This is a genomic window from Paraburkholderia dipogonis (assembly GCF_046027395.1).
Taxonomy (GTDB): domain Bacteria; phylum Pseudomonadota; class Gammaproteobacteria; order Burkholderiales; family Burkholderiaceae; genus Paraburkholderia; species Paraburkholderia dipogonis_A.
In genome coordinates this window covers 210,508-233,242 of record NZ_JAQQEG010000006.1, presented here as the reverse complement: position 1 = coordinate 233,242, position 22,735 = coordinate 210,508, and the positions used below count along the sequence as shown (strand labels likewise).

Sequence of the window (22,735 nt, the reverse complement as noted above, 5' to 3'; positions counted from 1 at the left end):
TCCTGATACTCGCACCCCTGGTCGGCTTGGTACCTGTTGACGATGCGCCTGCGGCGTATTTCGATGGTCAATTACGAAGCTTTAGCCGCAAAACCGGGGCGTCGATATGACGGCAACTAAGCACAAACGGGCGTCCGAGGGGGCGCAGTTCCTGAAAGAGTGTGAAACGGAACTGGCGAGGGGCGCTTCACATATCGCGAGCATGCTGTACGCAGAAAGCATTCACGCGGCGGCGAAAGAAACTGCCCTCCAGGCCATCAACGCCGAACGGGAAACGCCCATCAAGGTCCGGCAGGTCAAGTATTTGAACAACATCGTCGAGCAGGACCATCGGGCCATCAAACGCCGAACTAGGCCAATGATGGGTTTCAAGGGTTTTCGCTGCGCCCGCATCATCCTGTCAGGCATCGAAACGATGCATATGATCAGGAAAGGGCAGATGAAAGCTGATGGCGTCGCGCGAACTGCCGCCGAGCAGTTCTATTCGTTGTCATATAAGGAATCCTGACCATGACGTAACTTTCTCGTCTTGCCGACCTTATCGCGACACAACCCATAAAGTTCCGTTGGCCGCGACATGCCGCGCTTGCGAACGAGAGATCCCTATGTGATCAACGCGAGCGTCCTCGAAGCGCCGTTTCGATGTCCATCTTGCCGGACGCGCTATGGAAGTTCGTTCTCGATCTCGAATCTGAGACCGATGCGTAGGGAAGGGCGGATAGCAATTCATCGCCGATGCATTGCCAGAGCTGTCGCGTGACCGGCTGGTTTGTGCGATTTCGACCTTCTGCTCGTATAGCGTAAACCCGACGCCAGCAGACGACTCGCAGCCGCCCGAACGCGGATTGACCAGTTTTATACGCGCAACAGTGACGTTGTATCTCGGTACACGGCTGGCGAAGCTGCAAACCTCTCGAAATGCGGACTCTGACGGGTATGCCGGTCGATTTTTTCGCGAGCGGATTGCAAACGCCGCGCAGCGACTTTTTGAATAGCATCCCCGCGGACACCTGACACTCACGTGCCGACTGCGCTCGGCGCGTCGTCGGCCAAAGCGGGCGGTCCATCCCTCGTGAATGTCCGTAGTCGGCATTTAGCCTGAGCAACCAGCGACGGCGACAAGACTGGCGTCCGATTCTCGACCGAGTAGACTAGTCGTCAATCGTTGCGGTTCGCGAAGTGATCACTTCGACCGACATACATGCGGGCCTGCGCCCCACTTAACAGTCGAAATGCCTGATGTCGATATCAGGCCAGGTCACCAAGGAAAAAACTGGGGGGGCAATGACCATCGCGATCTGTCAGACCCTTGAGCGGATCTGCGCGACAGCGGGCGCGGATATCTACCTCGCCCGCCGCACAACGGATGGGATGCCGGTGCTGTTGAAGCGCCCTCCGGAACCCGCAGAAGCAGCTCAATCTGCTCGTTTGAAGCGCGAATACCTGCTGCTTCAATCGTTGAATGTCGCGGGCATTGCGAAACCACTCGCGCTAGTCAAAGAGGGCGGCGGCCTGGCGCTGATCCTGGAACACTTTGCGGGCGAGTCGCTCGAAGCCGTTTTGGGGCGTGAGCTGCGCATGGACGTGGCGCTTTGCCTGCGTATTGGCCACCATCTGGCCGATGCATTGGCGGGCATCGACAGCGCGAAGGTCATCCTTCGGGATGTCCGGCCCGCTAATATTCTGGTCGCGCCAGCGACTGGGCAGGTCCTCCTGGTGGATTTCACCCTCACCACGGCCCAGGAAACCAACACCGTCTCGCCGGAGCGCGTCGTCGTACCCGTGGGGGATTGGGCGTACGTGTCCCCCGAACAAACCGGCCGCATGAATCGTCCGGTGGATTACCGCACCGCTTTCTACTCGATGGGCGTATTGCTCTATCGCATGCTGAGCGGCCAGTTGCCGTTCGAGGCGAACGATCCACTCGAATGGACGCATTGCCATATCGCCCGCATGCCGACGCCGCCTCATGAGATCGTGCCGGAGGTCCCGCAACCGGTGTCGGATATCGTGATGAAGCTCCTGGCCAAGCTACCGGAAGACCGCTACCAGAGTGCGTACGGGCTGCGCGCCGATCTCGACCGGTGTCTCGCGCAATGGCTGGCCTCGGGCCGGATCGAGCCGTTCCCGCTCGGTACGGAGGATATCCCGGAGCGCTTCCAGGTGCCGCGCAAACTTTACGGACGCGATGAGGAAGCGAGGTGGCTCCTCGACGCATTCCAACACATGACGTCAACCGGCCAGGCAGTGCTGGCGAGTGTCTGCGGCTACTCGGGCATCGGCAAGTCGGCGCTGGTCGACGCGTTGCGCAAGCCGATTGTCGCGAAGCACGGCTATTTCATTTCAGGCAAGTTCGATCAGTACCAGCGCGATATTCCGTATGCCACCGTCACGCAAGCGTTTCGCGAACTGGTGCGGCAACTGCTGGCCGAAAGCGAGACGGACATTGCCGGCTGGCGGCAACGGATCCAGGCCGCGGTCGGAGTGAATGGCCAGCTTATTGTCGATGTGCTGCCGCAGGTCGGGATCATCATCGGACCCCAGCCGCCGGTTGCGGCGCTGCCGCCGAGCGAGGCGCAAAACCGGTTCCGGATTGTGCTTCGGCAATTCGTCGCGGTGTTCGCGAGTGAGGACCACCCGCTGGTCGTCTTCCTGGACGATCTGCAGTGGACCGATGCGGTCTGCCTGACGCTCATCGAAGACCTGATCACGCATCCGGACACGCGCTATCTGCTGCTGATTGGCGCCTACCGCGATAACGAAGTGGACGCCTCGCATCCGCTCGCGACCACCCTCGAGACGATCCGCCACAGCGGCGCACCGGTGACGGACCTCAAACTCGCACCGCTGTCGCTCGTGCATCTGAACGAGTTGGTGGCCGATGCGCTCCATGCGTCACCGGTCGTCTGCGAACCGCTCACGCGGCTGGTCTACGAGCGCACCGAGGGCAACCCGTTCTTCTTTATCCAGTTCCTGGACACGCTGCATAAGGAGGGGTTGTTGCGGCATGACACGCGACACTGGGCCTGGCAGTGGGACCTGGATCAGATCAAGGCGAAGGACTTCGCAGACAACGTCGTCGACCTGGTGATCGGTAAGTTGCGTCAGTTGTCTGTCCCAGCGCAGGAAGCGCTGCAGCTGGCCGCATGCCTAGGCAACACGTTCGAGTTGCGACATCTCGCGCTGGTCAGCCGGAAATCAGCGACCGAGACTGAGGTGTGCCTCGCGGCGGCGGTGCGCGAGCGTTTGCTCCTGCGCACCCACGGCAGCGGCAAGTTCCTGCACGACCGGATCCAGCAGGCGGCTTATTCACTGATTCCCGCAACCCAGCACGCTGTAAACTGCACGCCGATAGTTCGAAGCATTCCATAAGACCAATACATCCCGCGGAAAACGCTGTCTGGTTTCACAAATATATTTCGCATATCAAATCAATTAATGAAGAGCCTCCGTGCTGTCCAACTGGACCAGCGCGTCCGCGCCCTCGTAAGAAGGATCACCGCATTTCCAAACCTTGAAGGACGACGACATCGCACAGTCCCAGCGCTTTCGTTTGCGACGTCGATCGCGATGCTTCGAGACACGACGCCGCGAACTGCACGCGTCGAAGCAGGAGTTGGCCGTTGTGACCGTCGAGCACGATCCGGCGTACGTTTGCCATGCATCGGACGAATATGCCCCCTCCTACATCGCTTCGTCGACGGGTTTCCCCGAGATTACTGTCAATGCCGGTCGGGCAACAGGCAATGTGCCCGTGGGCGTCTCGTTCCTGGGACGGGTCAACGACGACGAGAAGCTGTTAAGCCTCGCTTGTTCGTTCGAATCGAGCAAGTAAAGGGAACTCACGAGGCGCGGCCGTCGCCCGGGCGGCTGGATTTATATCCAGTTCGGGCGGAAGCGGGACGCTTCCAGTGCCGTAGAGCGAAGCAAATCTGTCACTACCCGTCATAGCACTGACGGAGAAAACCGCGTGCATGTTGACATTTTTACGTACATAGAAAACGGAGCAAATCTGTCGATTCGCATATGTACGTATCAACTGGTTGCCGGTCTTCCGATGGGGCTTAATTTGTCTGCAAGCCTTGTTGGGACTGGTTGTGACTTTGCACACCCGGATCAGTTAAAGTTAAGATTTGCGAATGTGGCGGATGACTGGAAGTCAATACAGGCAAGCGATTCCAACTAAATTAAGCCTTGAGCAGTTTGAACAATTTGCCGTGCCGCATCTGAGCCGAGGCAGGCGTGGGCCCGCTCCAGCGCTGGCGTTGCACACGACTTTCAATTACATCCTGCAGCTGCTGTACACCGGCTGCCAGTGGCAAGCACTGGCGATCAAGATGACCGCCCGAGGCGTCCCCGAGATTCACTACACGCGCCTCTATCGGGCACTGCGACGCTGGCAGGCCGATGGCTGCATCGAGAGGATTTTCGCCGGCTCGGTGCGCAAACTTTACCAGGACGGGCGGCTGGATCTCACGGTCATTCTCGGCGACGGCACCACCATCGCGGCCAAGAAAGGCGGCGACAACTCGCTGCGGGCAATCGCAATGAATCGCCATTGCTGCGTGATGCGCTGCCCAAACTGAGTGAGATGGCCCGCGCCATCGGCATGGATCTACGCGGTTCAACGGTGAGCCTGGACGGCGTCTACGACCGCCGGGCCAATCGTAAGTCCATCTTCAACCGGAACATGCGTCCCAATATTCCCGAAAATCGGCGGGGCCGTAAAACACCCAAACGAGGCCGCAAGCGGCACTTCGACGCGGCGATCTTCGAGGAGCGCTTTCGCACGATCGAGCGCGTGTTCGCCTGGTAGGACAAGTTTCGGCGCCTGCTACTTCGCTTTGAGCAGATTAGTCAGGTGCCCTATGCGTTCAAGACGCTCGCCTAAACACTAATCAATCTGCGGCACTACTGCCGCAGTTAAGCTCGCGCACCCGACACTCGTGTTTTCTCGCGGCGCGTTGCGCCGTGGTTGCGCTCGTTTGCAGCATGCCGTCGAATTCGCAAAACCACTCGCTTCGTCGCTTCTCACCTCTGATTCCCGTCATCCAGATTTTCTAATCCGCTCCTCCGACCTATAGGCAGTCGATCACCCTCAAAACCCGCAACCAGTTGGAGGGAAGGGCCGTGCGGCCGTCATGTCCGGCTGTGGGGAGGTGGCGTACAGGGTCGGATATCGCCTTGGCTCCGACGCACAATCGTCGAACACGGATCAGCGAGGAATGGCGCTTTCGCAAGCCGAGCTGGAATTGCGTACTTCACGGGCCTGCTTCATGATCGTCTGCCGATAGCTGTAGCCGGGGATCTTTTCCGCGATCGCGATAATGTCGCCGATCGCGGACGCGTCCATCACTTTTTTGTTTTCGCTTTCTAGTGCTCGAGAACCGCGCTCAGCGCAAGCTCGTCGGCGATTTTCTTCAACCGCTTGTCCCGCGTCCAGATCGTCACACCAGGCTGGAGCTTCGCGGATGCGAGCAACGACGCATCGACGTAGCCGATCCCACGGCCAAACAAATGCTGTCGCTCAACCAGAAATAGGACTTCGTCTGGCGTAGCCACGGGCACGCGAGGCAGATCGTTCAGAGCACGAAGCACGGCAGGGCGGTCGCGCAAACTGCCCAGCGATATTTCGCCGATCACATATGGATGGATCCGGACACGGTCATGGAGCAGCAGCTCGACCAGAATCGGCTCCGACCGCCCGATGTGATCGATCCACACAGACGTGTCCACGAGGATCATTCAACCTTCTGCCGACGGCGCGGCGCAGAAGTGATACCTGGTTGGCTGCCGCCCAACGCGACGAGCCTGCGCCCGGCTTCACGTTCGATAAGTGCTTTCAGCGCTTCGCGCACAAGAGCCGACTTCTCGCTCAAGCCGGTGTAGTCCTGAGCCCGAGCGACCAGATCATCATCCAGCGCGATGGTGGTTCGCATAGCAGCCTCCGTTTATCAATGGCACGATTATAGCATCATTTGATGCCTCGATTTGTGCCTGCCAGTCGAGAGGCGGAAGACCGGCACATCTGTCACCGGCTCGTCGTCCGGCGGATTGCGTCAACCTGGTCCCTAACCGGCGACCCTAAGAGGGCTCTAAGGACGCGCCTAAGGCAGAACGAACTGCGGTCCGACCGCTGCTGCAATTTGACATAATTAAAGTCGTCTCTCGCGCGACTGTAGGCTATATGAGAATGTCGTGTTTCAGCTAGATACCGACGTCGTGCGCATTTCACACCAAGCTGGACGGCGTCGATCTCGTTAGCTGGATATTCTGCCGCGCCGAAGCCGGCTCTCTTGCGCTCATTTACTGCCCCCGAACTTTATTGTTTCTGTGGCGAAAGTATAAACAAAATGATCGCTCTTCTCGCTAGCGAGGGATAGTATGCCAACCGATTTTTCTTCGACATAAAGGATTGATGGTGACAATGGACTCTTGGCAAGGTCGCTGTTCCGACGGTACGGCATTTGTTGCAAGCTCTGCCGATTTCAATCGTGGCAACTTGGAAGCGGGAGTTGGTGCCGAAGTTGACGTGGGCGACACCGCAAACCCTCAAAAGCGCTGAAAAACCTTTTGCCACACTCGGAATCGGTGGGTAGCAGAAGCCCGTCAGGAAACTGCCAGCGCACTTCGCCTTGATTTGTGGAATCAGTTAAAAAATCATGGTGTTAGGTTCATGTGACAGAGGACAGATTCGTTTGCGAAAGCCGATTGTGTGGGACAGATTCAATTGCATACGGGACCGGTAGGTGATTGATTTATAAGGCGGCAGTTTTCGGGTTGATAAGCTGCAGCCATAGACCTCGGACTTGTAAGAATTTCGACGCGACGTTGATGTCGTTGAATGAGTGAAATGACTCAAGCATTGATGTCGTACACGTCATGCCAGGCAACGGACAGACGGTTGCCAGGCCATATCTATTTGCGAACGCCAACCTTGCGCCCGTGGAGTCTGGCAGTTGTAATTGCAAAATATCGCCAGGACAGGTTTGATTTACGAGCAACCAGGGCGGTTTACTACCAGGGTTTGCCCCGCGCTTCGCGATCCACTTTTGTTATCACCCCCTCCAATACTCGAATTGTTAGTGCATCGCAGCGCTCGTATATTGACTGAACCGTCAGCACAAGCAGCACTGACAGCACACCAGCCGGCATACAACAACACGAAGGCACGCCGCTCAGGCCTGCCACAGGAGACAGCGATGAATCGAATCGATCTGGAGGGGCGCGTAGTCGCCATTACCGGCGGCGCGCGTGGCATCGGCTACGCGGTGGCGCAACGGGCGCTGAACTCGGGCGCGTCCGTCGCCCTATGGGACGTGGACGCCGAACGCCTCGCGCGCAGCCAGCGCGAGCTCAGCGAACTGGGCAAAGTCACGGCAGTCACCGTCGAACTCACACAGGAAGCCGTCGTCGCGCAAGCCGTGGCGCAAACGGTCGCCGATCACGGCGCGATCGACGTGCTGATCAACTGCGCCGGCATCACCGGCGGCAACGGCGCCACGTGGGAGCTGGAGCCCGACGTCTGGCGCCGCGTGATCGACGTGAACCTGATCGGCCCATATCTCACCTGCCGCGCGGTCGTGCCGCAAATGCTGAAGCAGGGCTATGGCCGGATCGTCAATATCGCGTCGGTGGCCGGCAAGGAAGGCAACCCGAACGCCTCGCACTACAGCGCCTCGAAGGCGGGCCTCATCGGCCTGACCAAATCGCTCGGTAAAGAGCTTGCGACGAAGAACATTCTCGTCAATGCCGTCACGCCGGCCGCGGCCAAAACCGAGATCTTCGATTCAATGTCGCAGCAACACATCGACTACATGCTCTCGAAGATTCCGATGAACCGTTTCCTGTTGCCGGAAGAAGCGGCGTCGCTGATTCTGTGGCTCTCGTCCGAGGACTGCGCGTTCAGCACCGGTTCGGTATTCGACCTGTCTGGCGGTCGCGCAACGTACTGAGGGGCCGCCGCATCACGCGATGCCTGACCTCGGTAGCGGTACACAAGACAGGAAAACGCAGAGCCGCCGCCCGCGCGCTCTGCGAAGGAGACGACATGGACCCGCATGCGCCCGTTTCACTCGAGGCGATCAACAGCAAGGTAATGCGCCGGCTGCTGCCGTTTCTGCTGCTGATGTACGTGCTGGCGTTTCTCGATCGCGCCAATATCGGTTTCGCGCAGAAGGCCTTGCAGCACGATACCGGTCTGTCGAATGCGGCGTTTGCATTCGGCGCGGGTGTGTTTTTCGTCGGCTATGCATTGTTCGAAGTCCCGAGCAATCTGCTGTTGCATCGGGTCGGCGCGCGTGTGTGGATGTGCCGGATCATGGTGACATGGGGGCTCGTGTCGGCGGCCATGTGCCTCGCTCATACGCCGACGGCCTTCTACACGCTGCGGTTTCTGCTCGGTGTCGCCGAGGCAGGTTTCTTTCCCGGCGTGATCTATTACCTGACGCACTGGTTTCCGCAATCGTCCAGGGCGCGCGCGGTGGGCGTGTTCTATTTCGGCGCGCCGCTGGCGTTTATTTTCGGCAGCCCGTTGTCGGGCTCGCTGCTCGAATTGCACGGTGCACTTGGCCTGACCGGCTGGCAATGGCTCTTTCTGGTGGAAGGCGCACTGGCTTCGGTGGTGGGCGTGTGGGCCTTCTGGTATCTCGACAATCGTCCCGAAGACGCCCGTTGGCTCGAACCACAAGAGCGCGCCAGCTTGCGCGCGGCTCTCGACGACGACGCGCTGCTTGCGTCCGCGCACGGTCCGCATCGCATTCTCGCGGCGCTGGTGGACCGTCGCGTGTTGCTGCTGTCGGCGATCTATCTGCTGATCCAGATGAGCGTGTACGGCGTGATCTTCTATTTGCCGCAACAGGTGGCCGCATTCCTTGGCACGACGGTCGGTTTGCGTGTGGGACTCGTCGCCGCGTTGCCGTGGTTGTGCGCGTTGGCCGTGACCTGGTATGTGCCGCGCCGCGCGGATCGCACGGGTGAGCATCGGCGCTGGGCGGTGGCGTTGCTGATCGTCGCGGGGCTGGGCATCGGCGTGTCGGGACTCGTGCATAGTCCGCTGCTCGGCCTGCTCGCGCTGTGTTGCGCGGCGAGCGGTTTCATCGCGGCGCAGCCGCTGTTCTGGACCTTCCCCACGCGTTACCTCACAGGCGCTGCCGCGGCCGGCGGCATCGCACTGATCAATTCGCTCGGCGGACTCGGCGGCTTCATTGCGCCAAGCTTGCGCACCGCGGCGGAACGCGCGTTTTCGTCGACGTCGGCGGGACTGGTCGTGCTCGGCGTGTCGAGCCTGCTCGCCGCGCTGCTGATCGGCACGCTGTTGCGCCGCGATCCCGCCCAGCCGCACACCACTTTCGAAACCTTACTGCATCGCGCCCGCTAGGCGCTCGCTCGACGCACTCATAACGGAGCCCCATTCATGGCCATGCCTACCATCCGGCACGTGCGTGCCTTCATCGTCCGCGGCGGCGGTGCGGATTATCACGACCAACCCGGCGGACACTGGATCGACGATCACATTTCCACGCCGATGGCGCGTTATCCCGAGTATCGCCAGAGCCGCCAGTCGTTCGGTATCAATGTGCTCGGCACGCTGGTGGTGGAGATCGAAGCGAGCGACGGCACCGTCGGTTTCGCGGTGACCACGGGCGGCGAGATCGGCGCGTTCATCGTCGAGAAACATCTGGCGCGTTTTCTCGAAGGCCAACTCGTGACCGACATCGAGAAGATGTGGGATCAGATGTACTTCTCCACTTTGTACTACGGCCGCAAAGGCGTGGTGCTGAATACGATCTCGGGCGTCGATCTCGCGTTGTGGGATCTGCTCGCGAAAGTACGCAAGGAACCGGTGTATCAGCTATTGGGCGGTCCGGTGCGCGACGAACTCGTGTTCTATGCCACCGGCGCGCGGCCCGATCTCGCGAAGGAGATGGGCTTCATCGGCGGTAAGCTGCCGTTGCAGCACGGTCCGGCCGAAGGCGAAGCGGGCCTCAAGCAGAATCTGGAGAAGCTCGCGGACATGCGCAGCCGTGTCGGCGACGACTTCTGGCTGATGTACGACTGCTGGATGAGCCTCGACGTGCCGTATGCAACGCGGCTCGCGCAAGCAGCGCACGAATACGGCCTGAAATGGATCGAAGAGTGCCTGCCACCCGACGACTACTGGGGTTACGCCGAACTGCGCCGCAACGTGCCACGCGGCATGATGGTGTCGACCGGCGAACACGAAGCGACGCGCTGGGGCTTTCGCATGCTGCTGGAGATGCAATGCTGCGATCTGATTCAGCCGGATGTCGGCTGGTGCGGCGGCATCACCGAACTGATCAAGATCTCCGCGCTCGCCGATGCGCACAATGTGATGGTGGTGCCGCACGGTTCATCGGTGTATAGCTATCACTTCGTGGTCACGCGGCATAACTCGCCGTTCGCCGAGTTTCTGATGATGGCGCCGAAAGCCGACGAGGTCGTGCCGATGTTCACGCCGCTGTTGCTCGACGAACCGGTGCCGGTGAATGGACGCATGAAGGTGCCGGACACGCCGGGTTTCGGCGTGAGGCTGAATCCGGAATGTGCGTTGGTGCGGCCTTATCCGCGGTGATTGCGCGTAACCCGTCGCAAGGTCGAAACATAAAAGGAGAATGACGTGCTGCTCAAGGACAAGGTCGTGATCGTCACCGGCGGCTCGCGCGGCATCGGCCGCGCGATAGCGGTTGCGTGCGCAACCGAAGGCGCGGACGTGGCGATCAACTACTGGGGCGATAACGACGCATCATATGGACGCCGCTCCGCCGTCGCGGAAGTGATCGGCGAAATCGAGGCGCTGGGGCGGCGCGTGATTGCAATCGAGGGCAACGTCGCCGCGCGCGAAACTGGTCAGCAGTTGGTGCGCCATACGGTCGAAGCTTTCGGCAAAGTCGATGTGCTCGCCAGCAACGCCGGTATCTGTCCGTTCCACGCGTTTCTCGACATGCCGCCTGAAGTGTTGGAGTCGACGGTGGCGGTCAATCTGAACGGCGCGTTCTACGTCACGCAAGCCGCCGCGCAACAGATGAAGTTGCAGGGCACGGGCGGCGCGATCGTGGCGACGAGTTCGATTAGCGCGCTGGTGGGCGGCGGCATGCAAACCCATTACACGCCGACCAAGGCGGGCGTGCATTCGCTGATGCAATCCTGCGCGGTGGCATTGGGCCCGTACGGCATTCGCTGCAACTCGGTGATGCCGGGCACCATCGCAACCGATCTGAACGCCGAAGACCTCGCCGACGAAGCCAAAAAAGCCTACTTCGAAAAACGCATTCCGCTCGGCAGACTGGGCCGCCCGGAAGATGTCGCCGATTGCGTGACGTTCCTCGCTTCCGACCGTGCGCGCTATGTGACAGGCGCGGCGTTGCTGGTGGACGGCGGTCTCTTCGTCAACCTGCAGTAACGCGGCGATGCCGATTTCAGTTCACGGGAGCCGAAGACGCGATCAAGGAGGCGGCGGTGTCGTCGCGCTTGAGCTTGCGCGAGAAACCGCGCAACAGGTCGATGAAGCGCAACGCCGGTTCAGCGAGCGGTTCTTCCTTGCGCGTGAGAATACCGAAGCCGGCGAGGCTCTTGCCGATTTCGAGCGGCAGCGCGACCAGCAGCTTGCCGCGCAAATGATCGCGCACGACCGACTCGGGCAGCATCGCGACCGCGTCGTAATTCTCGAGCAATTGCAGCGTGGCGAAGATCGATGCGCATTCGGTCAGGTTCACTGGCGTCGCAAGTCCCGCGCGCGCGAGTTCCTCTTCAAACAGCACGCGCGCCGGACTGGTGACGGGTTGCGCCACCCACGGCCAGTCGATCAGTTCACGCAAGCTGAGGCGCGCGCGCTGCGCGAGCGGATGCACCGAACGCACCACCAGCAGCAAAGTCTCGCGCGCGAGCGGCTCGAAACTGAAATCGTTGTGTTGCAGCGGACTGGTCAGGCGTCCGAGCGCCAGGTCGACTTCGCGGCGATGCAGCAATTGCACGACCTGGTCGCTGGTTTCGCCGAGAATGCGCACGTTCAGCAGCGGGCTTTCGGTTTTCAGCGCGGCGACCGCCATGGCCAGCAGATCGGGCGCGGCGCCCATGATCGCGCCGACTGTCAATTGCCCATGACCGCCACGGCGTTTCACGTCGAGGTCTTCGGCGAAACGGGTCAGCTCGGCCAGCGCGCGCCGCGCATAAGCCAGCGTCACGACGCCGAGCGGCGTGGGCGTCATGCCGCGCGCGTTGCGCTCGAACAGCAGAAAGCCGAACGCTTCTTCAATATCGCCGAGCATGCGGCTCGCGCTCGGCTGGGCCACGTTGACGGCCTCGGCGGCCTGATGGAGATTGCGCGCGTCGTCGAGTGCGACGAGCAGCGCGAGGTGCTTGAACTTGAGCCGGTTGACGAGTGCGACGGTTGCTGAGTGTTGGCTCATGGGGCGGGTGCGATTCGGTTTGTGGATCGCCCAATCCCAACAACGGATTGAGATGCTATCGACGCAGGAATTATAGTCGTTCCAGACGCTTCCACGTTTCGCTGGAAAAGCGCCCGGATACGACGGGAGACAGGCCGCAATGGAAACAATCGCTTTCCGGATGGTGCTCAACCCCGGCATGCGCGAGGAATACGAACGACGTCACGCGCAAATCTGGCCCGAGCTGGTTGATGCATTGCACAACGCCGGTGTGCGCGACTATCGGATTTTCTTCGATCCGGACTCGGATCATCTTTTCGCCGTGTTGACGCGAAACACCCACCACACCATGGACGAACTGCCGCAACTCGACGTGATGCGCAAATGGTGGGATTACATGGCCGACATCATGCAGACGGCCCCGGATCACACGCCGGTGCAGCAGCCGCTCGAACCGGTCTTTCATTTGAATTCGCTGAGCTGATCCGATTCGACTGGATCTCAAACCTCGAAACGATCTTCACCGGACGGAGGGTGTCGCATGCAGGTGGTCGATTCGCATATCCATTTGTGGGATTTGAAAACGCATCGCTATCCGTGGCTGGAAAACCCGGGCGTGTCGTTCGTGGGGGACGCGCGTGATCTGAAGCACGATTACCTGCTCGACGATCTATTGGGCGAAGCGGGCGATATCGACGTGCTGAAACTCGTGCACGTCGAAGCGAATCACGATCCCGCCGATCCGGTCGAAGAAACGCGCTGGCTGCAGTCCATTGCGGATCGCAAGGAATCGCGCGGCATGCCGAACGCGATCGTCGCCGCAGTGGATCTGTCCGCGCCGAATGCGCCGGCGTTGCTCGAAGCGCATGCGTCGTTCGCCAATACCCGTGGCATCCGGCAGATTCTGAACGTGCACGAGAACAAACTGTTCGATTACGTCGGCCGCCATTTCATGCGCGAGCCGCAATGGCGCGAGCACTTCGCCTTGCTGCGCCGTTACGACATGTCGTTCGATCTGCAACTGTATCCGTCGCAGATGGAAGAGGCGGCGGCGTTGACGCGAGCGCACGGCGACACGCAGTTCGTGATCAACCATGCGGGCATGTTCGTCGACCGCAACAGCGTGGCCGGCTATCGCGCATGGTGCGACGGCATGCGCCTGCTCGCAGGCTGCCGCAACGTTGCGGTGAAAATCAGTGGGCTCGCGATGTTCGATCATCGGTGGACGGTTGAAAGCCTGCGGCCCTACGTGCTCGAAACCATCGATACGTTCGGCGTCGAACGCGCGATGTTCGCCTCGAACTTTCCGGTCGACCGGCTGTTCGGCTCTTACGCGGATTTGTGGCATGCGTATGCGTCGATTGTCGAGGGCGCGAGCATCGCCGAAAAGGAAGCACTGTTTTGCGGTAATGCCGAACGTTGCTACCGCATTTGAAAGATTGGAACACGAAAAAGAAGGAGACACGCAGTGCAGCAACCCACATCCGCTGTGCCGAGGCTCGAATTGCGGCATGCGAGTAAATCGTTCGGGCGGGTTCGCGCGCTATCCGATGGCGATCTCGCGCTCTGGCCCGGCGAAGTGCATGCCTTGCTCGGTGAAAACGGCGCGGGCAAATCGACGGTCGTGAAGATTCTCGCGGGCGTGCATCAACCGGACACAGGCGAGCTGCTGGTGGACGGCGAGGCGCGCCGCTTCGCGACGCCCGCCGAAGCGCGCGACGCCGGGCTCGCGGTCATCTACCAGGAACCGACGCTGTTCTTCGATCTGTCGATCGCGGAGAACATCTTCATGGGACGGCAGCCGGTCGACCGCATCGGCCGGATTCAGTACGACGCGATGCGCCGCGAAGTAGACGGCTTGCTGGCGTCGCTCGGTGTCGATCTGCGCGCCGATCAACTGGTGCGCGGTTTGTCGATTGCCGATCAGCAGGTGATCGAAATAGCCAAGGCGTTGTCGCTGAACGCCAACGTGCTGATCATGGACGAGCCCACGGCGGCATTGTCGCTGCCCGAAGTGGAACGGCTCTTTGCCATCGTGCGCAAGTTGCGCGAGCGTGACGTGGCGATCCTCTTCATCACGCACCGTCTTGACGAAGTATTCACGCTGACACAACGCGTGACGATCATGCGCGATGGCGCGAAAGTATTCGACGGCCTCACTGCCGATCTCAACACCGAATCGATCGTCGCCAAAATGGTCGGCCGCGATCTGGAAACCTTCTATCCCAAGGCCGACCGGCCGCCCGGCGAAGTGCGGCTGTCGGTGCGCGGCCTCACGCGCATCGGCGTATTCAAAGACATTTCCTTCGACGTGCGCGCGGGCGAAATCGTCGCGCTGGCGGGACTGGTCGGCGCGGGGCGCAGCGAAGTCGCGCGGGCTATCTTCGGCATCGATCCGCTCGACTCGGGCGAAATCTGGATTGCCGGCGAGCGTCTGACGGCGGGCCGGCCCGCCGCCGCGGTGCGCGCCGGACTCGCGCTGGTGCCGGAGGATCGCCGGCAGCAGGGGCTCGCGCTGGAATTGAGCATCGCGCGCAACGCCTCGATGACGGTGCTCGGCCGGCTCGTCAAACACGGCCTCATCTCGACGCGCAGCGAGACGCAACTCGCCAATCAATGGGGCACGCGTCTGCGTCTCAAAGCGGGCGACCCGAACGCGCCGGTCGGCACATTGTCGGGCGGCAATCAGCAGAAGGTCGTGCTCGGCAAATGGCTGGCCACCGGGCCGAAAGTGCTGATCATCGACGAACCCACGCGCGGCATCGACGTCGGCGCCAAGGCCGAGGTGTATAGCGCGCTCGCCGAACTGGTGCGCGATGGCATGGCGGTGCTGATGATTTCGAGCGAATTGCCGGAAGTCCTCGGCATGGCCGACCGCGTGCTGGTGATGCACGAGGGGCGTATCAGCGCGGATATAGCGCGCGCCGACGCCGACGAGGAACGCATCATGGGCGCGGCATTGGGCCAACCCGTCGGCCAACCCGGCCAACCGCTTCCACCGCTGGGACACGCCGCATGATGCGCCATTCTTCCACCCATCCCGCACCGGTGCAGGCGCCGGTCCCGAAGCGCGCGGCGAGTTCGCCGGGCGGCTTTGCCGCGAGCATCGCGAAGAGTCGCGAGACGACGCTCTTCGTCGTGCTGATTCTGTTGATCGTGGGCACCGGGCTCGCGAAGCCGCAATTCCTGAATCTGCAGAATCTGCGCGACGTGCTGCTGAACGTGTCGATTATCAGCTTGCTGACAGCCGGCATGACCGTCGTGATCCTGATGCGGCATATCGATCTGTCGGTCGGCTCGACGGTCGGCATCAGCGCCTATGCGGTCGGCAGTCTGTATGTCGCATTTCCGCATATGCCGGTGATCGTCGCGTTGGGAGCGGGGCTTGCCATCGGACTGGTGGCGGGCACCATCAACGCGCTGCTCGTCGCGGTAGGGCGCGTGCCGTCGCTCGTCGCGACGCTATCCACGCTGTACATTTTTCGCGGCGCGGACTACGCGTGGGTGCACGGCGGCCAGATCAACGCCACCAGCTTGCCCGATGCGTTTTCCCGTCTTGCCACCGGCACCTTGCTCGGCATCCCGACGCTCGCGCTGATCGCGATCGTCGTGCTGATCGGTCTTGCCGTCTATCTGAAGCAGTTTCGCGGCGGTCGCGAACACTACGCGATCGGCTCGAATCCGGAGGCGGCGCGTCTGGCCGGCGTGAATGTCGAGCGTCGCGTGATGGCGGGTTTCCTGTTGTCCGGCGCGATTGCCGGTTTTGCGGGCGCGTTGTGGCTGGCCCGCTTCGGCACCGTGGACGCGAGTACCGCGAAGGGCATCGAACTGCAGGTGGTGGCCGCCGCCGTGGTGGGCAGCGTCGCGATCACCGGCGGCGTCGGCACGATTCTCGGCGCGACGCTCGGTGCGCTCGTGCTCGGCGTGATCAGCATCGCGCTGGTGGTGCTGCACGTATCGCCGTTCTGGGAGCAGGCCATCGAAGGCGCGCTGATCGTCGCCGCGATTACCGCCGATACCTTGCTGGCCCGCTCCGTCGCCAAACGCATGATGAGGAAACGCGATCATGGCTAAACCCGATTCCGCGCTGCTCACGCGCAAACGCGAAACGCCGCTGCAATGGGAAGTGTTGCTGGTGATCGTGCTGATTCTCTCGCTCGCGCTCGGACGCTTGCTGTCGCCGGTGTTTCTGACCGGCGCGAATCTGAGCAACGTACTGGCCGATCTGACCGAGATCGCCTTGATGGCGCTGCCGATGACGCTGATCATCGTCGCCGCAGAAATCGATCTGTCGGTGGCCTCGGTGCTGGGCGCATCCAGCGCGTTGATGGGCGTGCTGTGGCACATGGGCTTGCCGATGCCGCTCGTGATGGTGCTGGTGCTGGTTGCCGGCGCGTTGGCCGGTTTGCTGAATGGCCTCGTGATCGTCAAGCTCAATCTGCCTTCGCTTGCGGTCACGATCGGCACGTTGGCGCTGTTTCGCGGCCTCGCCTACGTGTTGCTCGGCGACCAGGCGGTGGCGGACTTCCCGCCCGCTTATACAGCGTTCGGTATGGACACGCTCGGCGGGAGTTTCATCCCGTTGCCGTTTGCCATCGTGATCGTCGGCGCGCTGGTGTTCACCGTGCTGTTGCAATCCACCGCGTTCGGCCGCAGTCTCTACGCGATCGGCGCGAATCCGACCGCCGCGGCGTTCTCCGGTATCGAAGTGGCGAAGATCCGCTTGCGTCTGTTCGTGCTGTCCGGCGCGATGAGCGCGCTGGCGGGCATTGTCTATACCCTGCGCTTTACCAGCGCGCGCGGCGACAACGGCGAAGGCTTCGAGTTGTCGGTGATCGCGGCGGTGCTGTTCGGCGGCGTGAGTATTTTTGGCGGACGCGGTTCGATGATCGGCGTGCTGCTGTCGCTGCTGATCATCGGCGTGCTGAAAAATGCGCTGACGCTCGACGACGTGTCCAGCGAAACGCTCACCATCGTCACCGGCGTGCTGCTGCTGGCATCGGTGCTGATACCGAATCTGGTTGCGCGCTGGCGCGCGGCGCGCGACCGGCGTTTCATTGCGAAGTCCGCTTCTTCCGTCTAACGTTTCTAGCAAGGCCTGCGTCTCTCGAAGAGAAAGTCCAACAACCGATAACCCGGACAACAGCACGTCCAAACAACAAGGCAGGAGACACTCCATGTTCAAACCTCTACGTCACACCGGCACCGCGGCGCTCTGCGTCGCGCTGATCGCGATCAGTTGCGCCGCGTCCGCCGCGGGCCTGAAAAGCGGGCTGAAAATCGCATTCGTGCCGAAGCAGATCAACAATCCCTACGAAGTGATCGCCGACGAAGGCGGCATGGCCGCGATCAAGGAATTCGGCGGCGTGGGCAAAGCGGTGGGACCGTCGGACGCGGGCGCGTCGTCGCAAGTGCAGTACATCAATACGCTGATCACGCAGCGGCAGGACGCGATCGTGATCGCCGCCAACGACGCCAATGCGGTGGTGCCGTATCTGAAGAAAGCGATGTCGCAAGGCATCAAGGTCGTGACCTTTGACTCGGACACGGCACCCGAGGGCCGGCAACTGTTCGTCAATCAGGCGAACGCGGAAGGCATCGGCCGCGGCCAGGTTCAACTGGTCGCGAAGCTGATGGGTGGTGAGGGCGAGTTCGCGGTGCTGTCGGCCACGCCCAATGCGACCAATCAGAACACCTGGATCAAGTGGATGCAGGAGGAACTGAAAAAGCCCGAGTATTCGAAGATCAAGCTCGTGAAGATCGCCTACGGCAACGACGACGATCAGAAATCGTTCACCGAAACGCAGGGCTTGTTGCAGGCGTATCCGAACCTGAAGGCGATCGTCGCGCCGACCACGGTCGGCATTGCCGCCGCCGCGCGTTATATCTCGACCTCGTCGAGCAAAGGCAAGGTGGCGGTGACGGGTCTCGGCACGCCGAACCAGATGCGCGCATTCGTGAAGAACGGCACCGTGAAGGCGTTCCAGTTGTGGGATCCGGGTCAACTCGGCTACCTCGCCGCGTATGCCGCGGCGGCGCTGTCGTCGGGCACGATCAGCGGTAAGGAAGGCGAATCGTTCGACGCCGGCAAGCTCGGAAAACGCACCATCGGACCGCAAGGCGAAATCATTCTCGGACCGCCGACCACGTTCGATTCGAGCAATATCGACAACTTCAATTTCTGACCGGCGACGCTCGCCGCGCTACGTTGCGCGGCGAGGCGTTCTACGAGGCGCGCGGGCAATGAACAGCCCACGCGCCTCGTGTCGTTTGAAGCATCGCGCGGCCAACCGGGCTTAATCAGAACCGATGCTGAATACCCGCCGTGACGCCCGCTTGCGTATCCGCCGCGCCGATCAGATCGCGTGACAGACTCACTGCATTGCCGTGCTTGGCCATCGCATAACCGCCTGCCATATACAGCACCGTGCGTTTCGACAGCGCGTACTGCGCGCGCAGCGAGAACAGCGTCGGATCGGCGTCGCTCCCGTCCTTGATGTCCTGATGGTAGACCGCGCCAAACAGCGAGATGAACGGCGTCACGTCGTACTGACCACCGATCCAGTACATGTCGCTGCGCAGCGTCGGCGCGCTGGTGTGGAACGTGCGCCGGTAGTTCCGGTAGCCCGCCATCGCCTTCACGGAGCCGAAGTCGTAACTCAAGCCCGCGTGAATGCCCTGAATGTAGTTGGTGGTATCGGCTGGCGTAACGCTGTCGTTCGCGCCGTTCTGCCGGTCGAAGGTCGCGACAGCCGCGAACGGACCGTTCTCGTAGCCGAGACCGAAGTCGTACTTCGAACTCGACTTCATGCTGCCGGGCACATTGCCGAAGCCATACATCGCACCGAACTTGAAGCCGGCGTAGGTGCCGTCGTAACGTACCGCGTTGGCTGAGCGCGAGAACAGACCGTCTTTACGTCCGCCCGTCGCCGTGGATGACGTCGCCCACGAGTAGTTCGGCGCGTAACCCATTGGATCGAACGGCAGCATGTAATCGTAGGTGGTCGTGAAATTGCGGCCGAGCGTGATTTGCCCGAAGCGGTTTTTCAGGCCGATGGTCGCGCGGCGGTCGAAGATCGCGCCCGGGCCATCGTCGAACTGGCCGTTGGCGATGTTGATGCCGCTTTCCAACTGGAACACCGCCTTCAGTCCGCCGCCGAGATCTTCGACGCCGCGCAATCCCCAGCGCGATGTGTTCTTGCCGCCCGAGACGAGGCGCGTGGCGCCGCCGTCCTTGCTTGCATGGTTCACGTATTCGACACCCGCGTCGACGATGCCGTACAAAGTCACGCTCGACTGCGCGTGCGCGCCCGCTGCAAACCCGGCGAGCCCGGCGCAAGTGACGCTGACAGTCGCCTTCTTCATGCTCCACTTCATCAATAGTCTCCTATGGTTGGTCTTTTTTGCTTCGGTTGGGGATTCGGTGCCGTGCTTCAACTCGCCTGAGCGAACGCCCAGCAGTCGTTGGCGGGAAATTCGATCCAGTGACGGCCGGCCGCGCGCGGCACGTGGCCGAAGGCGCGCAGCCGCAGGTCGCCACAATGGAACAGGTATTCCCAGCGGTCGCCGAGATACATCGACGTGACGAGCTCGGCTTCGAGCCGGTTCGCGCCGGGACCGTCGGCGACCTGCACGCGTTCGAGGCGGATCACGGCTTGCGCATGCTGTCCGGCGACGAGCGCTTCGCGCGCTTGTGCCTGCAGTTGCCAGCCGTCGCCGGCAAGCGTCACGCGTTCGCCGTCGACCGCGGCCACGCGCGCCTCGATGCGGTTGTTGCTGCCCATGAATTCGGCGGTGTAGAGCGAGCGGGGCGCGCCGTACAGTTCGGCCGGCGTACCTTCCTGTTCGATGCGGCCGTTGCGCAGCAACAGGATGCGGTCGGACATCGCCATCGCTTCGGTCTGGTCGTGCGTCACGCACAACGCCGAGAGGCCCAATGACACGATCAGCTCGCGCAGCCAGGCGCGGGCTTCTTCGCGCAGCTTCGCGTCGAGATTGGAAAGCGGTTCGTCGAGCAGAATCACCGGCGGGTTGTAGACGAGCGCCCGCGCAATCGCCACACGCTGTTGCTGGCCGCCGGAAAGCTGATACGGATAACGCGCGGCAAGGTGGCCGAGGCCGAGCTGGTCCAGCGCGGCCTGCACACGTTTTTTCTGTTCGGCGGCGGAAACGCGCCGCAGCTTCAATCCGTAGCCGACGTTCTCGGCCACCGTGCGATGCGGCCACAGCGCATACGACTGGAACACGAGCCCTAGCGAGCGCTGCTCGACCGGCAGATCGACATGCGCGGCGCCGTCGAAAAACGCTTTGCCGTCCAGTTCGATGCGACCCGACGACGGTTGTTCGAGACCGGCCACCGCGCGCAGCAGCGTGGTCTTGCCGCTGCCCGACGCGCCCAGCAGGCAGACCACTTCGCCGGGATTCAGCTCGAACGACACGCCTTTGAGAATCGGGTTGTCGCCATAGCTGAGAAAGAGGTTGTCGACCGAGAGCTTATCCATGCAATTTCACTCCGAAGCGCAGCGCGACGCCAAGTCCGGCGCCGACCATCGCGATGTTGATGACAGAAAGCGCGGCGACCTGATCGACCGCGCCGGTCGCCCACAGCGACACCAGCAGCGCGCCGATGACTTCCGTGCCGGGCGAGAGCAGATAGACGGCGGTCGAGTACTCGCGCTCGAAGATCATGAAGATCAGCAGCCACGCCGCGAGCAACCCGAAGCGCACGAGCGGCAGCGTCACATCGAGGCTGACGCGTGCGCGCGTGCCGCCGACGCTGCGTCCTGCTTCTTCGAGTTCGGGGCCGACTTGCAGCAGCGCGCTCTGAATCAGACGCATGCCGTACGCGAGCCACACGACCGTGTACGCGATCCAGATGCTCCACATGGAGTTCTTCAGTTCCTTCAGGCCGGGCACGAAGAGGAAGATCCACAGGAACGCAAGACCGGCGAGCAGGCCCGGCACCGCGCGCGGCAGCAGCACGAGATAATCGAGCAGGCGCGTGGCCCAGTCGTTGCGGCGATGGCCGGCGAATGCCACCAGCGAATAGAAGCCCACCGCCAGCGCCCCGCCGATCACGCCGATGCCGAGCGTGTTCAGGATCGCGCGCACCAGGTTGTCCTGCTCGAACAGTTCGGTGAAGTTGGCGAGCGTGAGGACTTCGGCGAGATGCACGCCTTGCCCCCAGTTGGTGACGAATGCGCGCAATGTGATGCCGGAGATCGGCACGAACACCGTCAGCAGCAGCCACAGCGCGACGATCGCAAGCGCGACCCAGCGCCACGCGCCGAGCGGCAGCACGGTCTGACGTCCCGCTTTTCCCTTGACCGTGACGAAGCGGTTCGCGCTCTTCAGCAGCCGGCGTTGCAGCAACACGAGCGGGAACGTGATCGCGACGATGCACATCGCGACCGCGGCCATCAGGTGATACGAGGGCACGCCGAGCTTGTTGGTGAGCTTGTAGAGATACGTGGCCAGCACGAGGTGCCCTTCGGGATCGCCGAGCACGAGCGGCAGGCCGAATACTTCGAAGCCGAGGAAGAACACCAGCACGCCGGCGAACAGCAGCGCGGGCAGCGTCATCGGCAGGCTGACGTCGAGCGCGACGCGAAACGGCCGCGCGCCGGCGACACGCGCCGCTTCTTCCACGTCCGAGCCGAGATTGCGCAGCGCCGCCGACGAATACAGGTACACGTGCGGCACATGTGTGAGGCCGACGATCACGGTGATGGCGAACACCGAGTAGACGGTCCACGGCGCTTCGGCGGTGCCGAACAGTTCCATCCACCACACCGAGTAAAAGCCGACCGGGCCGGCCGCGACTACGTAGCCGAAGGCGAGCACCATCGGCGAGACGAACACGGGCGTGAGCAGCAGCGGTTCGAGCCAGCGGCGGCCGGGCAGGTCGGTGCGCACCATCAGGAACGCGAGAATGCCGCCGAGCGGAATCGAGATGAACAGCATCCCGGCCGCGATGACAAAAGAGTTTTTCAGCGCGGACCAGAAGTCCGGATCGCTGAAAATGAATTCGAAGCCGGTGAGGCCGAACGTGCGTTTCGCGTCGAAGAACGGCGCGCTCAGCACGCTCTGCAGCAGGATGAAGCCGAGCGGCAGCGCCACCGCCACGGTCAGCACCGCGATGACGAGCCAGCGCAGCAAGCCCATGAACGGCTGCAGTCCGCCGCGCGGCAGCGCGCCGATGGAGCCGCCGTCTGTCGCGTGCGGCGGTGCGGCGCGGCGTCCGGTTGCGCTAGTGGAAAGCATGAGGGTCCCCCTGCGGCACGCAGGCCGCATATCGACAGGTATGGAAGGAAGGGCCGGCGGCCGCG

At 62.0% G+C, this 22,735-nt stretch carries 22 protein-coding genes; 15 read left to right on the top strand and 7 right to left on the bottom strand.

What is annotated here, in order from left to right; translation table 11 throughout:
* Window positions 1-106: 106 nt before the first annotated feature.
* The 5 genes from PQR32_RS08805 to PQR32_RS08785 all read left to right on the top strand — a co-directional run bounded on the left by PQR32_RS08805 (window position 107) and on the right by PQR32_RS08785 (window position 4,816).
* On the top strand, window positions 107-508 hold the full coding sequence (locus tag PQR32_RS08805) for a DDE-type integrase/transposase/recombinase (RefSeq protein WP_408224571.1): 402 nt from the start codon (window positions 107-109) through the stop codon (window positions 506-508).
* 776 nt (window positions 509-1,284) lie between these two features.
* Entirely contained in the window at window positions 1,285-3,372 is a 2,088-nt protein-coding gene (locus PQR32_RS08800; protein ID WP_408224568.1) for an ATP-binding protein, read from the top strand.
* A 142-nt stretch (window positions 3,373-3,514) separates the two neighbouring features.
* On the top strand, window positions 3,515-3,835 hold the full coding sequence (locus PQR32_RS08795) for a hypothetical protein (protein ID WP_408224565.1): 321 nt from the start codon (window positions 3,515-3,517) through the stop codon (window positions 3,833-3,835).
* A 304-nt stretch (window positions 3,836-4,139) separates the two neighbouring features.
* Window positions 4,140-4,586 carry a hypothetical protein gene (locus PQR32_RS08790; RefSeq protein ID WP_408224563.1) on the top strand — a complete coding sequence of 149 codons (447 nt, stop codon included), beginning with the start codon at window positions 4,140-4,142 and terminating at the stop codon, window positions 4,584-4,586.
* A 5-nt stretch (window positions 4,587-4,591) separates the two neighbouring features.
* On the top strand, window positions 4,592-4,816 hold the full coding sequence (locus tag PQR32_RS08785) for a hypothetical protein (RefSeq protein ID WP_408224560.1): 225 nt from the start codon (window positions 4,592-4,594) through the stop codon (window positions 4,814-4,816).
* Window positions 4,817-5,215: 399 nt separating this feature from the next.
* Here the strand turns inward: PQR32_RS08785 and PQR32_RS08780 are convergent, their stop codons facing one another.
* From PQR32_RS08780 to PQR32_RS08770, 3 genes are read right to left on the bottom strand one after another with little or no spacing between them, the layout of a single operon-like run.
* Entirely contained in the window at window positions 5,216-5,353 is a 138-nt protein-coding gene (locus PQR32_RS08780; protein WP_408224557.1) for a hypothetical protein, read from the bottom strand.
* Between the two features lie 20 nt (window positions 5,354-5,373).
* Window positions 5,374-5,745 (bottom strand): type II toxin-antitoxin system VapC family toxin, encoded by a 372-nt coding sequence (locus PQR32_RS08775; RefSeq protein ID WP_408224554.1) that lies wholly within the window; start codon window positions 5,743-5,745, stop codon window positions 5,374-5,376.
* Complete coding sequence (locus tag PQR32_RS08770; protein ID WP_408224551.1) at window positions 5,742-5,939, bottom strand: type II toxin-antitoxin system VapB family antitoxin; 198 nt, start codon at window positions 5,937-5,939, stop codon at window positions 5,742-5,744. The genes PQR32_RS08775 and PQR32_RS08770 overlap by 4 nt, the downstream gene beginning before the upstream one ends.
* A 1,263-nt stretch (window positions 5,940-7,202) precedes the next feature.
* Between PQR32_RS08770 and PQR32_RS08765 the strand changes: the two genes are divergently transcribed.
* The 4 genes from PQR32_RS08765 to lra1 all read left to right on the top strand — a co-directional run bounded on the left by PQR32_RS08765 (window position 7,203) and on the right by lra1 (window position 11,422).
* The gene (locus PQR32_RS08765; RefSeq protein ID WP_408224548.1) at window positions 7,203-7,955 is read left to right on the top strand and encodes an SDR family NAD(P)-dependent oxidoreductase; all 753 of its coding nucleotides are present in this window, start codon (window positions 7,203-7,205) and stop codon (window positions 7,953-7,955) included.
* Between the two features lie 95 nt (window positions 7,956-8,050).
* Window positions 8,051-9,379: an MFS transporter gene (locus tag PQR32_RS08760; protein WP_408224545.1), complete on the top strand. Its 1,329-nt coding sequence runs from the start codon at window positions 8,051-8,053 to the stop codon at window positions 9,377-9,379.
* 36 nt (window positions 9,380-9,415) lie between these two features.
* On the top strand, window positions 9,416-10,594 hold the full coding sequence (rhmD, locus tag PQR32_RS08755; protein WP_012427543.1) for an L-rhamnonate dehydratase: 1,179 nt from the start codon (window positions 9,416-9,418) through the stop codon (window positions 10,592-10,594).
* A 45-nt stretch (window positions 10,595-10,639) separates the two neighbouring features.
* Entirely contained in the window at window positions 10,640-11,422 is a 783-nt protein-coding gene (gene lra1 / locus PQR32_RS08750) for an L-rhamnose 1-dehydrogenase Lra1 (RefSeq protein WP_408224541.1), read from the top strand.
* A gap of 16 nt (window positions 11,423-11,438) precedes the next feature.
* Here the strand turns inward: lra1 and PQR32_RS08745 are convergent, their stop codons facing one another.
* Window positions 11,439-12,428: a LysR family transcriptional regulator gene (locus tag PQR32_RS08745; RefSeq protein WP_408224538.1), complete on the bottom strand. Its 990-nt coding sequence runs from the start codon at window positions 12,426-12,428 to the stop codon at window positions 11,439-11,441.
* Between the two features lie 139 nt (window positions 12,429-12,567).
* On the opposite strand from PQR32_RS08745, the gene rhaM reads away from it, so the two are divergent.
* The 6 genes from rhaM to rhaS all read left to right on the top strand — a co-directional run bounded on the left by rhaM (window position 12,568) and on the right by rhaS (window position 18,592).
* Window positions 12,568-12,891, top strand: coding sequence for an L-rhamnose mutarotase (rhaM, locus tag PQR32_RS08740; protein ID WP_408209476.1), 324 nt, complete (start codon window positions 12,568-12,570; stop codon window positions 12,889-12,891).
* A gap of 57 nt (window positions 12,892-12,948) precedes the next feature.
* Entirely contained in the window at window positions 12,949-13,842 is an 894-nt protein-coding gene (locus PQR32_RS08735) for an amidohydrolase family protein (RefSeq protein WP_408224534.1), read from the top strand.
* A 33-nt stretch (window positions 13,843-13,875) separates the two neighbouring features.
* Window positions 13,876-15,426 carry a sugar ABC transporter ATP-binding protein gene (locus tag PQR32_RS08730; protein WP_408224531.1) on the top strand — a complete coding sequence of 517 codons (1,551 nt, stop codon included), beginning with the start codon at window positions 13,876-13,878 and terminating at the stop codon, window positions 15,424-15,426.
* Window positions 15,423-16,481 (top strand): ABC transporter permease, encoded by a 1,059-nt coding sequence (locus tag PQR32_RS08725; protein WP_408224528.1) that lies wholly within the window; start codon window positions 15,423-15,425, stop codon window positions 16,479-16,481. The genes PQR32_RS08730 and PQR32_RS08725 overlap by 4 nt, the downstream gene beginning before the upstream one ends.
* Window positions 16,474-17,490, top strand: a complete 1,017-nt coding sequence (locus tag PQR32_RS08720; RefSeq protein ID WP_408224525.1) for an ABC transporter permease — start codon at window positions 16,474-16,476, stop codon at window positions 17,488-17,490. Before PQR32_RS08725 ends, PQR32_RS08720 begins: the two co-directional genes overlap by 8 nt.
* A 94-nt stretch (window positions 17,491-17,584) precedes the next feature.
* The gene (gene rhaS, locus PQR32_RS08715; protein ID WP_408224522.1) at window positions 17,585-18,592 is read left to right on the top strand and encodes a rhamnose ABC transporter substrate-binding protein; all 1,008 of its coding nucleotides are present in this window, start codon (window positions 17,585-17,587) and stop codon (window positions 18,590-18,592) included.
* Window positions 18,593-18,707: 115 nt separating this feature from the next.
* Here the strand turns inward: rhaS and PQR32_RS08710 are convergent, their stop codons facing one another.
* From PQR32_RS08710 to PQR32_RS08700, 3 genes are read right to left on the bottom strand one after another with little or no spacing between them, the layout of a single operon-like run.
* Window positions 18,708-19,784 (bottom strand): porin, encoded by a 1,077-nt coding sequence (locus tag PQR32_RS08710; RefSeq protein WP_408224519.1) that lies wholly within the window; start codon window positions 19,782-19,784, stop codon window positions 18,708-18,710.
* Window positions 19,785-19,840: 56 nt separating this feature from the next.
* Complete coding sequence (locus PQR32_RS08705) at window positions 19,841-20,908, bottom strand: ABC transporter ATP-binding protein (RefSeq protein WP_408224516.1); 1,068 nt, start codon at window positions 20,906-20,908, stop codon at window positions 19,841-19,843.
* Entirely contained in the window at window positions 20,901-22,670 is a 1,770-nt protein-coding gene (locus tag PQR32_RS08700) for an ABC transporter permease (RefSeq protein WP_408224513.1), read from the bottom strand. Before PQR32_RS08700 ends, PQR32_RS08705 begins: the two co-directional genes overlap by 8 nt.
* Between the last annotated feature and the right edge of the window lie 65 nt (window positions 22,671-22,735).

What these genes read in the sequence shown, in the direction of transcription:
- PQR32_RS08805 (WP_408224571.1), top strand. Translation starts at nt 107, where the DNA reads ATGACGGCAACTAAGCACAAACGGGCGTCCGAGGGGGCGCAGTTCCTG.
- PQR32_RS08800 (WP_408224568.1), top strand. Translation starts at nt 1,285, where the DNA reads ATGACCATCGCGATCTGTCAGACCCTTGAGCGGATCTGCGCGACAGCG.
- PQR32_RS08790 (WP_408224563.1), top strand. Translation starts at nt 4,140, where the DNA reads ATGTGGCGGATGACTGGAAGTCAATACAGGCAAGCGATTCCAACTAAA.
- PQR32_RS08785 (WP_408224560.1), top strand. Translation starts at nt 4,592, where the DNA reads ATGGCCCGCGCCATCGGCATGGATCTACGCGGTTCAACGGTGAGCCTG.
- PQR32_RS08780 (WP_408224557.1), bottom strand. Translation starts at nt 5,353, where the DNA reads ATGGACGCGTCCGCGATCGGCGACATTATCGCGATCGCGGAAAAGATC.
- PQR32_RS08775 (WP_408224554.1), bottom strand. Translation starts at nt 5,745, where the DNA reads ATGATCCTCGTGGACACGTCTGTGTGGATCGATCACATCGGGCGGTCG.
- PQR32_RS08770 (WP_408224551.1), bottom strand. Translation starts at nt 5,939, where the DNA reads ATGCGAACCACCATCGCGCTGGATGATGATCTGGTCGCTCGGGCTCAG.
- PQR32_RS08765 (WP_408224548.1), top strand. Translation starts at nt 7,203, where the DNA reads ATGAATCGAATCGATCTGGAGGGGCGCGTAGTCGCCATTACCGGCGGC.
- PQR32_RS08760 (WP_408224545.1), top strand. Translation starts at nt 8,051, where the DNA reads ATGGACCCGCATGCGCCCGTTTCACTCGAGGCGATCAACAGCAAGGTA.
- rhmD (WP_012427543.1), top strand. Translation starts at nt 9,416, where the DNA reads ATGGCCATGCCTACCATCCGGCACGTGCGTGCCTTCATCGTCCGCGGC.
- PQR32_RS08745 (WP_408224538.1), bottom strand. Translation starts at nt 12,428, where the DNA reads ATGAGCCAACACTCAGCAACCGTCGCACTCGTCAACCGGCTCAAGTTC.
- rhaM (WP_408209476.1), top strand. Translation starts at nt 12,568, where the DNA reads ATGGAAACAATCGCTTTCCGGATGGTGCTCAACCCCGGCATGCGCGAG.
- PQR32_RS08735 (WP_408224534.1), top strand. Translation starts at nt 12,949, where the DNA reads ATGCAGGTGGTCGATTCGCATATCCATTTGTGGGATTTGAAAACGCAT.
- PQR32_RS08725 (WP_408224528.1), top strand. Translation starts at nt 15,423, where the DNA reads ATGATGCGCCATTCTTCCACCCATCCCGCACCGGTGCAGGCGCCGGTC.
- PQR32_RS08720 (WP_408224525.1), top strand. Translation starts at nt 16,474, where the DNA reads ATGGCTAAACCCGATTCCGCGCTGCTCACGCGCAAACGCGAAACGCCG.
- rhaS (WP_408224522.1), top strand. Translation starts at nt 17,585, where the DNA reads ATGTTCAAACCTCTACGTCACACCGGCACCGCGGCGCTCTGCGTCGCG.
- PQR32_RS08710 (WP_408224519.1), bottom strand. Translation starts at nt 19,784, where the DNA reads ATGAAGTGGAGCATGAAGAAGGCGACTGTCAGCGTCACTTGCGCCGGG.
- PQR32_RS08705 (WP_408224516.1), bottom strand. Translation starts at nt 20,908, where the DNA reads ATGGATAAGCTCTCGGTCGACAACCTCTTTCTCAGCTATGGCGACAAC.
- PQR32_RS08700 (WP_408224513.1), bottom strand. Translation starts at nt 22,670, where the DNA reads ATGCTTTCCACTAGCGCAACCGGACGCCGCGCCGCACCGCCGCACGCG.